Origin of the sequence: Halorubrum salipaludis (assembly GCF_002286985.1) — an archaeon.
In the GTDB taxonomy this organism is placed as follows: domain Archaea; phylum Halobacteriota; class Halobacteria; order Halobacteriales; family Haloferacaceae; genus Halorubrum; species Halorubrum salipaludis.
On the sequence record NZ_NSKC01000002.1, the window covers coordinates 127,881 to 139,629 of the forward strand.

General features: G+C 64.1%; 12 protein-coding genes. 7 read left to right on the top strand and 5 right to left on the bottom strand.

What is annotated here, in order from left to right:
• The first annotated feature begins 257 nt into the window (after nt 1-257).
• Entirely contained in the window at nt 258-845 is a 588-nt protein-coding gene (locus tag CK500_RS16765) for a hypothetical protein (RefSeq protein WP_144049513.1), read from the top strand.
• 70 nt (nt 846-915) lie between these two features.
• Nucleotides 916-1,749: a hypothetical protein gene (locus CK500_RS03360; RefSeq protein ID WP_095635839.1), complete on the top strand. Its 834-nt coding sequence runs from the start codon at nt 916-918 to the stop codon at nt 1,747-1,749.
• A 37-nt stretch (nt 1,750-1,786) separates the two neighbouring features.
• On the opposite strand, the gene CK500_RS16770 is transcribed toward CK500_RS03360, so the two are convergent.
• Entirely contained in the window at nt 1,787-2,557 is a 771-nt protein-coding gene (locus CK500_RS16770; RefSeq protein ID WP_144049514.1) for a hypothetical protein, read from the bottom strand.
• Nucleotides 2,558-2,747: 190 nt separating this feature from the next.
• Nucleotides 2,748-3,149, bottom strand: coding sequence for a TlpA family protein disulfide reductase (locus CK500_RS03365; protein ID WP_095635840.1), 402 nt, complete (start codon nt 3,147-3,149; stop codon nt 2,748-2,750).
• Nucleotides 3,150-3,272: 123 nt separating this feature from the next.
• On the opposite strand from CK500_RS03365, the gene CK500_RS03370 reads away from it, so the two are divergent.
• Nucleotides 3,273-4,199 (top strand): PLP-dependent cysteine synthase family protein, encoded by a 927-nt coding sequence (locus CK500_RS03370; RefSeq protein ID WP_095635841.1) that lies wholly within the window; start codon nt 3,273-3,275, stop codon nt 4,197-4,199.
• A gap of 727 nt (nt 4,200-4,926) precedes the next feature.
• Here CK500_RS03370 and CK500_RS03375 read toward each other — a convergent pair.
• Nucleotides 4,927-5,259: a DUF5798 family protein gene (locus tag CK500_RS03375; RefSeq protein WP_095635842.1), complete on the bottom strand. Its 333-nt coding sequence runs from the start codon at nt 5,257-5,259 to the stop codon at nt 4,927-4,929.
• Between the two features lie 145 nt (nt 5,260-5,404).
• Here CK500_RS03375 and surE point away from each other — a divergent pair, with 145 nt between their 5' ends.
• Nucleotides 5,405-6,223, top strand: coding sequence for a 5'/3'-nucleotidase SurE (gene surE / locus CK500_RS03380; RefSeq protein ID WP_095635843.1), 819 nt, complete (start codon nt 5,405-5,407; stop codon nt 6,221-6,223).
• 18 nt (nt 6,224-6,241) lie between these two features.
• Here surE and CK500_RS03385 read toward each other — a convergent pair whose 3' ends face one another.
• Both CK500_RS03385 and CK500_RS03390 read right to left on the bottom strand, forming a co-directional pair.
• On the bottom strand, nt 6,242-6,904 hold the full coding sequence (locus CK500_RS03385) for a nucleotide exchange factor GrpE (protein ID WP_095635844.1): 663 nt from the start codon (nt 6,902-6,904) through the stop codon (nt 6,242-6,244).
• Nucleotides 6,905-7,002: 98 nt separating this feature from the next.
• On the bottom strand, nt 7,003-8,526 hold the full coding sequence (locus CK500_RS03390) for a trehalase family glycosidase (protein ID WP_095635845.1): 1,524 nt from the start codon (nt 8,524-8,526) through the stop codon (nt 7,003-7,005).
• A 156-nt stretch (nt 8,527-8,682) separates the two neighbouring features.
• On the opposite strand from CK500_RS03390, the gene CK500_RS03395 reads away from it, so the two are divergent.
• From CK500_RS03395 to CK500_RS03405, 3 genes are read left to right on the top strand one after another with little or no spacing between them, the layout of a single operon-like run.
• Nucleotides 8,683-9,732 carry an ABC transporter ATP-binding protein gene (locus tag CK500_RS03395; protein ID WP_095635846.1) on the top strand — a complete coding sequence of 350 codons (1,050 nt, stop codon included), beginning with the start codon at nt 8,683-8,685 and terminating at the stop codon, nt 9,730-9,732.
• Nucleotides 9,733-9,736: 4 nt separating this feature from the next.
• Nucleotides 9,737-10,675, top strand: a complete 939-nt coding sequence (locus CK500_RS03400; protein WP_095635847.1) for a carbohydrate ABC transporter permease — start codon at nt 9,737-9,739, stop codon at nt 10,673-10,675.
• Between the two features lie 6 nt (nt 10,676-10,681).
• Nucleotides 10,682-11,677: a carbohydrate ABC transporter permease gene (locus CK500_RS03405; RefSeq protein WP_095635848.1), complete on the top strand. Its 996-nt coding sequence runs from the start codon at nt 10,682-10,684 to the stop codon at nt 11,675-11,677.
• Nucleotides 11,678-11,749 lie beyond the last annotated feature (72 nt).

Consider the following 11,749-nt stretch of genomic DNA (forward strand, 5'->3'; position numbering starts at 1 on the left):
AGATAGCTCTCCGTCCGATCAACGAGCTCGAGTTAGAGGATGATTGGATCTGTTCGTGTGAGGATCTGCTGAGGGGTCGAAGGGATGTACGTGGTAGACTGCGACGTGAAGCAGTTAATCAACAACGAGAATATGAGTCGATAAATCGCTCTCCTTCGTCATAATATTCTATCACTCCGCGGTTTCGGAGCTCTAAAATATGTTCTCGGACTGTCGTCCGTGGCATTTATTGGATATACAACTGTTCTTGTTGGTAAATGTCAATTCCTGATTATGCAGAACACATTGACACCGACTTCTGGAAACCCATCTGGGATGGCGTGGTAGAAACTTTAGACATGCTTGATACGCAGTACCAGTCAATCAATCGGTCCGTCATCGAGATCGCCGTTTTGCACTTACATATGACGAATAATATTCTGTATTCAAAAACGGGCCGTGGTCCTGTTGATATGGATTCAATGTATAACGAGCCATATGTTTTTTCTGGAGATTGTGAAGACCAAAGTGTTCAGTTGGCATCAGCGTACAAACATGCGGGATACAGATGCTTGTTAGTCGCTATTCTGGATGCGAACGATTCTAACGGACACCTGCTTGTACTAGTTGAGAATCCGCTTAATTCTCAAGCGGAATTTGAACGCCAATTGAGGCAATTCTATATGTCTATTCATACCCCTGCTGTACCAACGGGTAAGACGAAATACTTCGGTGAAGAGTGGTATATTGCCGACCCAGTCAACAGTATGTTTATCGGTGATGTAACCTCGTCTGGGATGTATATCGACGGAGACCCAAGCGGTTACTTTGAATTTGTGAACGAACTACAGGTCGAGAAGGTTTGAGGTACGGTAAATATATGAATAAAGTCGGGGCTCCCAGTCGCATATAGCTCAATACAAAACGTAGAGTAACATGGTAGAGACAACCTCTCCGCATCATCAAGAATGGAGCTCAGATCTCGCTCTCATTCTATCAGTCCCGATCCTGCTTACATCAATTCTTTTCTTCACACCAACCAGCCTCCAACAGCAACTCGCACTCAGACCAACCGATCCACAGTGGTACACGGTGTTTACGGCGGCGTACGTCCATGCGGGCGTTGACCACCTCCAGAGTAACGTCGTCGGATATCTCCTCGCGGTGAGCTACGCATATTGGCTCTGTCTCCACACTCGTCGACGCCGATGGTTCAGGCGGACGACGGTCGGCCTGCTGATCGTGACGCCGATCGTGGTCAACGGGGTCGATCTGCTGCTCTTCGGTACCTACCTCCCCGAGATCGAGGGACTTTCTCGCGGCTTCTCTGGTGTCGTCGGCGGGTTTGGTGGGTTCCTGTTGGTCGCGTTCGTGGTCGCCGTTCGCGATACCTACAACTCGGAACTCGCGCAGATCGTCGGTGTCGCGCTCGTCCTGCTGCTGTTGCAGCTGATCGACGTGGTGTATGCCGGAATGGTACGGCCACTCGTTGCCGGGCTCGTCACGTTCGGGATTGTCATGCAGGTGATTGGGGTCCTCTACGAGCGTGGGTGGGAAATTCCGGTCATCGAAGCATCACCGCGGACGCTCGCACTTCGCGCCATTTCTGGGACGCTTGTGCTGAGTGTGTTAGCGATTCTGGTGCTCCAAATGTTTCCGGGGACTCTGGTGGAAGGCGGGACGTTCGTGAATATCGTCGCTCATGGAGTGGGATTATTGACTGGGATCGTGTTATCTACGACAGCCACAAAAGTGAGTACACAGCGCTGACAAGAGCTAAGGACGGAAGTTAGTATTCTAGTCACTACTAAAGATCCAGTTGTGGCAGACGGATTACGAAGATAATAGTGATAGCTATTGACCCTAGCGCCGAAAAGATCAAAAGTATAAATCCAGCAAGTTGTTCAGTGTTTGCCCCAAGAGACGCTGCAGTCTGTACAATCCCGGCTAGAAGGAAGAAAACAAATTCGTAATGTGTAGTAGCTCGTTGTCGAACATCTGATTGGATGCTATTATTTATATTAGAAGGCGAATGATGAAAAGTATTTGATCGGCCTTGGAGAAAAATCGCTGTAATTAGATAACTACCAGCTAGAAGCTGCAAATTCACTCTACCGTAGTATCCCAATGTAAATGGCAAAGGCGCAAGCAACAAGACAAATCCCACTGGTGCCAATTGTGAAAAGTAGCTCAAATACTCGTCTTTGTATTCTTGATAAGATCCTCTTTCATCATACGGCTCAGAAAACGCGTCCACATCTGTAGTTGCGCCCCAGATCATATCACCAATACTTTCGATCAGATTGTCAAATTGTTCTATATATTCTGTTGCTGTTACCCACGCCAGAAACAAGAATAAGATTCCCACTGACCATTTGATAAATGTGGGATTCAGGATGTCTAGGTTGACAAGTTCAATCAGATCAAATTGAGCTAAAACCACTGTAATAAATGAGAATATAAACAATGAGAAGGTGAATATAATTACAATAGCAGCCCCCCCAAACACATCATACAATATCCTAATTACGGCAGACCGGATCACATTTCGTATCTTCTTGTCATTTTCTGGATCCACGGGAAGGTCGCTATCATGTTCTGCCATAATTTTCGGATAGTTATTATATCCTACTCAGAGTAATTATAAACAACTTTTTTGTCTGTCGAAATACACTTTTTGTTTTTACGATCCGCTGAGAAGCTAGTTTTATATTGTAGTCAGATCGGTGATCGGCGTCGACCTCGTCAGTGTCGGCTTCGCACTCGTTTCAGGTGCGAACGTCCACGCCCGCCAGCTCCCGCGCGAGGTACTCCGCGATCGACACGTCTTCCTCCTCGACGAACCGGGCGACCTCCTCGCCGTCGGGGGTCTCGACGACGACCGTGGGGATCAGCTCGATCCCGTACTCGTCGACGCCCTCGCCCTCTTTGCCGGTTGGGCCCTTCGTCACCGGGAAGTGTTCGATGCGGTCGTCGGGGACGCCGGCCGCGGCGAGCGCCGCGCCGAAGGTCGGGAGCTGTCGCTGACAGTCGCCACACCAGTCGCCGCCCCACACCTTGAACCGGTAGTCGTCGGCCGCGAGCGCGTCGAGGACGGTCTGGTCGAAGTCGTCGGCGTCGGGGGCGTTCGGGGCGCCCTCGAAGTCGGGATCGAGCGTTTCGAGCGTCATACCCGGTCGTACGCCGGCGACGCTTGTAAACGCCGCGTCGGTGGCAACGGGTCGGTGGGGTCCTTCGGACGCGTTTTGCCGGTGTCCGCCGGGCCTTTGGGCGGCGCCCTCCTCGGGTTGCACATGGACGACGACGCGTTGGACACGCTCGGCTCGCCGCTCGTGCGGGTCGACTCACCGCCGGAGACGACGGTGGCGGCGAAGGTCGAGTCGCGCAATCCCGGCGGCTCCGCGAAGGACCGCCCGGCGCTGTACATGATCGAGGCGGCCGAAGAGTCGGGCGAGCTGACGCCCGGCGACGGGATCGTCGAGCCCACCTCCGGCAACACGGGTATCGGGCTGGCGATGGTCGGCGCGGTGAAGGGGTACGACGTGACGCTCGTGATGCCGGAGGGCAAGTCGATCGAGCGCCGGCGGCTCATGCGCGCGTACGGCGCCGACGTGGAGCTCGTCGACGGCGACATCTCCGACGCCAAGGCGCGCGCCGACGAGCTCGAACGCGACGCGGGCATGGTCCAGCTCCGCCAGTTCGAGAACCCCGCGAACCCCCGGGCCCACTACGAGACGACCGGCCCGGAGGTCCTCGATCAGGTCGGCGACCGCACCGTCGACGCCCTCGTCGCGGGGGTCGGCACGGGCGGGACCATCACCGGGATCGGGCGGCGGCTTCGCGAGGCGTTCCCCGACGTGCGGATCGACGCGGTCGAGCCGAGCGACAACGCCGTGCTCTCGGGCGGCGAGCCCGGAAACGACCGGTTTCAGGGGATGGGTCCGGGGTTCGTCGCGCCGAACCTCGACACGAGCCTGATCGACGAGGTGCACACGGTCGACATCGACAGCGCCGAGGCCGAGTGCCGCCGGCTCGCGCGCGAGGAGGGGCTGCTCGTCGGGCAGTCCTCCGGCGCGTCCAACCTCGCGGCCAAAAATGTCGCCGAGGAACTCCGCGAGTCGGGCGACTTCGCCGGCGACGAGCCCCTCGTCGTCACCGTGTTCTGGGACAGCGGCGAGCGCTACCTCACCGCCGGCACCTTCGGTGCCTTCGACGCCTGAGGGTCCGCCGGCGTCACAGCGACTGGAGGGCGCGGTCGTGTGCGAAACCCGTCTTCTAGTGGCGGGTCAGTCCGACACGGCCGATCGGTACCGACTGATCTGATCGATAGCGGGAGCGTGTCCGTCGAGACGGCGATGTGGTTGTTTATAAACCGGATCGGGGTGTCGCTGTCGGTTGTTTATGAGTGATCGAGGTGCCCGTGCATGGGCGGTGAAGACCTCCAAGGACTCAGCCGCGAGGCTGTACGACGACGCGATCGCTTATAAACCGCTGAGCGACGCGGACGAGACCTCCAAAGCCCCAGCCGTGAAGCGGGCGCACGCTCGCTGCGCTCTTCGGTCGCTCACTTCGTTCGCTCCCTGCGGTGCTTGCGTTGCCTGCGCCCGCTTCACGGCTGCCCCTTTGAGTCCCACCCACCCGCAACCGCACAGCACCTCACGCCTCCCCAGCCTCGCCGCTCGCGCTTAAAAGCGCTCGCGGCGTCCCTCGCGCGTGCTCCTCGGCCGCGAAGCGGCCTCGGAGGCACGCGCCGGCTGCATTGTTCTTATAAGCGGTCGGCGGCGCCGCTCACGGGTGTTTACATCCTGTGTATCCACCACCGATCTGCAACACTCCCGCTATCGCTCATCGCTGTGAGCTTCCACCTCGGTTCGCTGTGACCTACCGGAACCGGACTCGGCCCGTCACACCGTCAGTTCGAGTTCGTCGAGGTCGGTCGTCTCGGAGTTACGTTTCGTCGCCGGACTCGTCGGCGGCGGTCGCGTCGTCGTCGGATTCCGCGTCGCCCGCGTCGTCGGCCGCAGCCGCCTCCTCGGCGTCGGTGATGTGCGCCTCGGTGCTCACGCTCTCCAGATCGACGCCGACCTCCTCGGCGACCGCGTCGAGGACGGCCCGCTGTTCTGCCATCTCGTTTTCGAGCCGCTGAACTCGTTCGGAGGTGTCGAGCACTGTCGACTGCGTCGTCTCGACCTCCTCGCGGAGCTCGTTGATCTTCTGGTACGTGCGCTCCGCCTTGTCGGCGAGCGTCTGGATCTTCTTCGCCGTGTCCCCGAATCCCATACCGGTCGATCGAATCCGAGGTACGTGGGCCTTTCCGTTCGCCGCGGCGGCACACCGCTCCGGCCTCGCCTCCGACGAGTCCGTGGCCACGCTCCGGCCTCGCCTCCGACGGTGGACTTTTGCCCGAACCGCCCGAAGTAACGGTATGAGCGTCGAACGCGTCCTGTTGACGAACGACGACGGGATCGACGCCGTCGGCCTCAGAGCGCTCTACGACGCGCTCGCGGCCGACTACGACGTGGTGGCGGTCGCGCCGACCGAGGATCAATCGTCTACCGGGCGCACCCTCTCCGACGGGGTCGACATCGCGGACCACGAGCTCGGCTACGCCGTCGACGGCACCCCGGTCGACTGCGTCGTCGCGGGGCTCGACGCGCTGGTCCCGGACGCGGACCTCGTGGTCGCGGGCTGTAACGAGGGGGCGAACCTCGGGGCGTACACCCTCGGGCGGTCGGGGACCGTCTCCGCCGCGGTCGAGGCCGCCTTCTTCGGCGTGCCCGCGGTGGCGACCTCGATGTACGTCCCGGGCGGCGACGACTGGTGGAAGCGGGAGCTGGAGCCGGCGGAGTTCGAGCACGCGACCACCGCGACCCGCTACCTCGTCGCCGAGGCGACCGCGACCGGGGCGTTCGACCGCGTGGACTACCTCAACGTCAACGCCCCAATCGCGGGCGCGGACGACGGGTCCGACCCCCCCGCGCCGATGCGCGTCACCGCGCCCTCGCCGTGGTACGGGATGGAGGCGGCCCACGACGGGAACGGCCGCGTCACCTTCTCCGACCCGATCTGGGGGAAGATGAACGCGGGCGACGTGCCCGACCCGGTCGGCACCGACCGCCGGGCCGTCATCGACGGGGAGGTCTCGGTCTCGCCGCTGTCGGTCCCCCACGCCGCGGAGCCGGACGCGGGGATCGACGAGCTGGCGGCCGCGTACGGGCGCGCGACCGAGAACGCTCAGAAATAGCTCCGCAGACCGCCGCGACTACTCCTCGTCGGCGCTGACGGTGACCTTCGCCTCGCTGACCACGCGGTCGCCCATCTCGTAGCCGGGCTCGTACACCTCGTGGACGGTCCCCTCCGGCTGGTCGCTCTCGACCCGCAACATCACCTGATGGCGGGCGGGGTCGACCGCCTCTCCGGGGTCGGGGTCGATGGGTTCGACGCCCTCGTCGGCGAGCACCTCGTCGAACTTCTCCAGCGTCGACTCGACGCCGGGGCGGAGGTCGCTCCCCTCCTCCTGGTCGAGCGCGCGCAGGAGGTCGTTGCGGACCGGGGTGATGCGCTCGACGAGCGCCTCCGAGGCGCGCTCGCGGATCTCGTCCTGCTTCCGCTTGGCGCGCTGCTTGTAGTTGCTGAAGTCGGCCTTCACGCGGGCGAGCTTGCTCGTCAGCTCCTCTACCTCCTCCTCGGCGTCGAGGAGGTCCTCGCGCGTCTCGGCGAGGTCCGCCTCCAGCGCGGCGACCTCCCGGGCGAGCGCCTCGTCGTGCTCGGCGACCGCGGCGGCCAGCGCCTCGCGGTCGCCGGGGGCGTCGGCGTCGCTCCCTTCCCCGGCGGTCGCCTCCGCCGTGCCGTTCGCGCTCGCCGCGTCGGCCGCGGCGTCGTCGGGGGACTCGACCTCGACGTCGACGGCGTCGTCGTCGCTCATGTCCGATCGAAGTCGGTCGGCGTGCATAAGCGTTGCAGAACGGAGCGGGGCGATGCCGGCCGACCCGGGACGGCTCTGGGGGCGCGCGCTCGCGACGACTACTGCCCGGCCGACAGCGCCGTGACGACGCCGTTCGTCCAGCCGAAGCCGTACTGGAGGTCGTACTCGCCCGGATCGGCCGCCTCGCCGACCGAGCGAACGTCGTACTTCTCCGCCATGCGCCCGGTCTCCTCGAAGGAGCTTCGCACGAGGTCGAGCCACCGGCCCGCGATCTCGTCGGCCAGGGCGTCGTGGCCGTACCGCCGGAGCCCGGCGACGGCCATCCACTGGAGGGGCGCCCAGCCGTTCGGCGCGTCCCACTGTTCGCCCGTGTCCTCAAGGGTCGTCACCAGCCCGCCGGGCCGCAGGAAGTCGTCGCGGAGCCGGTCGGCGACCGCCGCCGCGCGGTCCGGCGTCGCGGCCCCGGTGAACAGGGGTACGACGCCGGCGAGGGTGAGCCGCTCTGAGGGGCGCCCGTCGACCCAGGCGTAGTCGACGTAGAACCCCGCGTCCGGGTCCCAGCAGTACCGGTTTATCGCCGTCCGGCGCCGCGCGGCCAGGTCGGCGTACCGCTCGCCGGCCTCGGGCGACCCGACGCGGGGGAGCCACTCGGCCAGCGCCGACTCCATCCCGAACAACACCGCGTTGAGGTCGACCGGCACCAGCTCCGTCGTCCGGATCGAGGTGAGGTCGTCGCCCGCCAGCCACCGCGAGCTGAAGTCCCACCCGGACTCGCAGGCGGCCCGGAGGTTCCGGAACAGCGCCGGTCGGTCGTCGACCGGGACCCGATCGGCGACCCGCCGGTCCTCGAGGTGCGACTCCGGACGCGGGCGGGCGCGGTCGTCCCAGTAGCGGTTGAGGACCGCGCCCGCCGGGAGCCCGACGGTCCGCCGGTGGGCCGCGGCCCCCTCGGCGTCGGCGACGCGGTCGCGCCCGTCCATCCAGAAGCCGTGCTCCGTACGGAGCGCGCCGACGTGAGGCTCGACGGCGTCGAACCCCTCCTCCCGCTCTAACACCCGGAGCATGCGGTAGAACAGCGGGACCTGCGACCGGCTGTCGTAGTACGCCCGGTTCCCGAGCGGGACGAACCCGAACCGGTCGATCAGCGACGCGATGTTCCCGGCCATCCCCGCAACGAGGTCGGTCCGGTCGGCCGCGGCCAGCCCCTCCGCCGTGAAGTAGCTGTCCCAGTAGTACATCTCCCGGAAGCGCCCGCCGGGGACGACGTGGGGGTTGGGGAGGCCGACGAGCGTCGACCCCGCCCCGCCGGCGTCCTCGAACGTCCGGGTCAGCGCCCCCCACAGCGACGAGACGTGTTCCGCCATCGACCGCGAGGCCGCGAGGTCCGGCGACGCTCCGACCGGCTCCGGCAGCTTGAACTGGTCGTCGACGAACGACGCCAGGTCGAAGTCGGGGTCGTCGCGGCGCGCCAGGTACCGCTCGAACACGAGGTCCGGCGACGCGCGGGGCTCGGCGTCGACGATCCGCTTGTCGTCGTCGAAGAGGTCTCGACGCTGTACGGCGCGGAAGAGCTCGCCGGAGATCTGCGGGAAATTGCTGTAGTCGAAGAGACCGGAACTCATCCTCGACACGTAGTGAAAGGATTGATAAGTAATTATTGAATCGACCGGAAACCGAGCGATCCGAACCCGTTGTCGGCCGTCTCTTCATCAATGGACGATGATTAATTATAAGTGCAGTAAATGAGTATCGGCGGGTAGTTGATGACTCGCATTAGCATGCGGTCCGTGAGCAAGTACTTCGACGGGGGTGACACGGTCGCGAACTACAAGCTGGACATGGAGATAGACGACGGGGAGTTCGTCGTGTTCCTCGGTCCGTCCGGCTGCGGGAAGACGACCGCGCTCCGGATGATCGCCGGGTTAGAGGACCCGTCCGACGGGGAGATCTACTTCGACGACGACCGCGTCGACGGCACGCCGCCGGCCGACCGGAACGTCGCGATGGTGTTCCAGAACTACGCGCTGTATCCCCACATGACCGTCCGGGAGAACATCGAATACCCGCTGAAGGTCAGGGGCGTCCCGCCGGAGGAGCGCGACGAGCGCGTCGCGCAGGTCGCCGAGCTGTTGCACATCGAGGACCAGCTGTCGAGCGACCCCGGCGAGATCTCCGGCGGGCAGCGCCAGCGGACCTCGCTGGCGCGGGCGATCGTGCGAGAGCCCTCGGTGTTCCTGCTCGACGAGCCGCTCAGCAACCTCGACGCCAAGCTCCGCTTAGAGATGCGCTCCGAGCTCAAGCGGATCCAGAACGAGCTCGGGATCACGACCGTCTACGTCACGCACAACCAGGAGGAGGCGATGAGCATGGGCGACAAGATCGTCGTGTTGAACGACGGGACGATCCGCCAAGTCGCCGAGCCCCAGGAGCTGTACCGGCGGCCCCGGACCACCTGGGTCGCGAAGTTCATCGGCTCCCCGCCGATGAACCTCTTCGAGGGGGCGAACAATGACGGCACCGTCCAGCTCGACGGGGGGAACTCCCTGCCGACGACCGCGGAGACGTCGTCGCCGACCGTGTCGCTCGGGGTCCGCCCGGAGGACATCGCGCTCTCGACGGAGCCGCCGGACACGGACTGGACCGTGCCGGGCACGGTCAAGACGGTCGAACCGCTCGGGGAGTACGTCCTGGTCAACGTCGAGGTCGGCGGCTCCGTGGTGAACGTCAAGGTTTCCCACACCGACGCGGGGCCGGGCGACCCGGTGCACCTCACGTTCGACCCGGAGGACGCGTACCTCTACGACGAGAACGGGGAGCTGGTGGCCTGAGACGATGTCGGTCGAATCGTACCTCGAGGACAGGCTCGACCGCGACGTGGACGGGGAGAAGCTCACCGCGATCCTCGTGTTCATGCTCCCCGGGCTCACCCTGTTCGCCATCTTCTCCGTCGGGCCGATGGTGTACTCGGCGGTCGGGAGCTTCTTCACCTGGAACGGGTTCGACATCGGGCAGTTCGCCGGCTTCGAGACGTGGGTCGCGACCTTCCAGGACGACGCGATCATCAACTGGAGCAACCTCCGGGCGCTGGAGTACCCGATGGGCGCGCTCCCGCAGAACCTCATCTGGATGCTGGTTCACGTCCCGCTGAGCACCCTGCTCGGGCTCGGCCTCGCGCTGCTCTTCGCCGACCTGCGCGGGCGGAGCGTCCTCCGGTCGATGGTGTTTCTGGCCTTCACGACGCCGACCGTCGTGATCGGGCTCGTGCTGCTGTTCGTCTACGACCCGCAGGCCGGCATCTTCAACGAGCTGCTCCGGGCGCTCGGACTCGAAGGCCAGGTCCGCAACTGGGTCCAAGAGCCGCAGATCGCGATCTACGCGCTGATCGCCGGCGGCGTCTGGGTCCAGACCGGGTTCAGCATGCTGTTGTACAGCTCCGCGCTCGCCGGGATCGATCCGGCGCTCTTAGAGTCGGCCCGGGTCGACGGCGCCGGCCGGTTCCGGCGGTTCAAGGACATCATCTGGCCGCTCGTCAAGCCCGTGACGGCGGTCGTCGTGATCATGAGCATGATCTGGGTGATCCGGATCTTCGCCATCGTCTACGCGGCCGGCGGCCCGTCCGGCGGTCCGGGGGGCGTGTTCTCGGTGCTCGGCCTGGAGGTGTATCAGGCCGCGTTCTCGACGCCGATCGAGTACAGCAAGGCGATGGTCGTCGCGCTCATCGAGCTCGTGATCGCGCTCCCGATGGCGTGGTACATCGCGTCAATGGACTGATCAGCAATGACCGACACACATCACTCAGACGATTCGACCGACGCCGAGCCCGATACCGACCGCGACAGCGACGCCGACACCGATCTCAGCACCGACGGCGGACGCGTCTACCACGAGCCGCCGGAGACCGCGCCGACTGCGGACCGGTCCCCGGTCGAGCGGGTCCGCGCCGCGGTCCCGAGCGGGCCGCGTGCCCTGCGCTACGCGGTCGCCATCGGCGTCGCGCTGCTGTGGCTCGTCCCGCTCATCGGGCTGTTCATGGCCTCCGTCCGCCCCCTCGATCAGGTGATCCAGGGCTGGTGGAGCTTCGAGGGGATGACGATCACCTTCGAGAACTACGCCCGCGCGTGGGAGTTCCAGTCCGGCCCGATGCGGCAGGCGATGTGGAACACCGCGATCGTCACGATCCCGTCCGTCCTCGCCGTGACGCTGCTCGGGACGATGGTCGCGTACCCGTTCGCCCGGTTCGACTTCCCGCTGAAGACCGCGCTGTTCTTCCTGCTCATCGTGGTCATGGCGGCGCCGCCGGAGCTGGTCGCGATGGGCAACTACAACACGCTGCGGACGACCGGGCTGTTCGACACGTACATGGGGCTCATCCTGGTCCACATCGGGTGGGGGATGGGGTGGGTCGTCATGTTCCTCCGGAACTTCCTGCTCGGGCTCCCCGAGGAGCTCGAGGAGGCCGCGCGGATCGACGGCGCGTCCCGGTACCAGATCTTCAAGTCGATCGTGCTGCCGTACTCGGCGCCGGCGCTGGTCTCCGTGGCCGTCATCCAGTTCACGTGGGTGTGGAACTCCTTCTTCTTCCCCCTCGTGTTCATGCGCTCGCGCGAGAACCAGCTCGCGCCGCAGGTGCTCCCGCTGATGAAGGGCCGCCTCCAGATCGACTGGGGGCTCGTCGCCGCCGGATCGGTCCTGACGATGATCGTCCCCATCGTCCTGTTCGTCACGCTCCAGCGGTACTACAAGCAGGGGATGGTGGCCGCGGTCGCGGACTGAGTCGGCCGCCGCGTTCGCCTTTTTAAGTCCGTCGACGCCCCGGGTTCAGAACGTGTGAACCAGTCGTCGCCG

Bases quoted from the DNA above. Each gene is read 5' to 3' on its own strand.
- surE (WP_095635843.1), top strand. From the start codon at position 5,405: ATGAGCGTCGAACGCGTCCTGTTGACGAACGACGACGGGATCGACGCC.
- CK500_RS03405 (WP_095635848.1), top strand. From the start codon at position 10,682: ATGACCGACACACATCACTCAGACGATTCGACCGACGCCGAGCCCGAT.
- CK500_RS03395 (WP_095635846.1), top strand. From the start codon at position 8,683: ATGCGGTCCGTGAGCAAGTACTTCGACGGGGGTGACACGGTCGCGAAC.
- CK500_RS03400 (WP_095635847.1), top strand. From the start codon at position 9,737: ATGTCGGTCGAATCGTACCTCGAGGACAGGCTCGACCGCGACGTGGAC.
- CK500_RS03360 (WP_095635839.1), top strand. From the start codon at position 916: ATGGTAGAGACAACCTCTCCGCATCATCAAGAATGGAGCTCAGATCTC.
- CK500_RS03385 (WP_095635844.1), bottom strand. From the start codon at position 6,904: ATGAGCGACGACGACGCCGTCGACGTCGAGGTCGAGTCCCCCGACGAC.
- CK500_RS16765 (WP_144049513.1), top strand. From the start codon at position 258: ATGTCAATTCCTGATTATGCAGAACACATTGACACCGACTTCTGGAAA.
- CK500_RS03375 (WP_095635842.1), bottom strand. From the start codon at position 5,259: ATGGGATTCGGGGACACGGCGAAGAAGATCCAGACGCTCGCCGACAAG.
- CK500_RS03390 (WP_095635845.1), bottom strand. From the start codon at position 8,526: ATGAGTTCCGGTCTCTTCGACTACAGCAATTTCCCGCAGATCTCCGGC.
- CK500_RS03365 (WP_095635840.1), bottom strand. From the start codon at position 3,149: ATGACGCTCGAAACGCTCGATCCCGACTTCGAGGGCGCCCCGAACGCC.
- CK500_RS03370 (WP_095635841.1), top strand. From the start codon at position 3,273: ATGGACGACGACGCGTTGGACACGCTCGGCTCGCCGCTCGTGCGGGTC.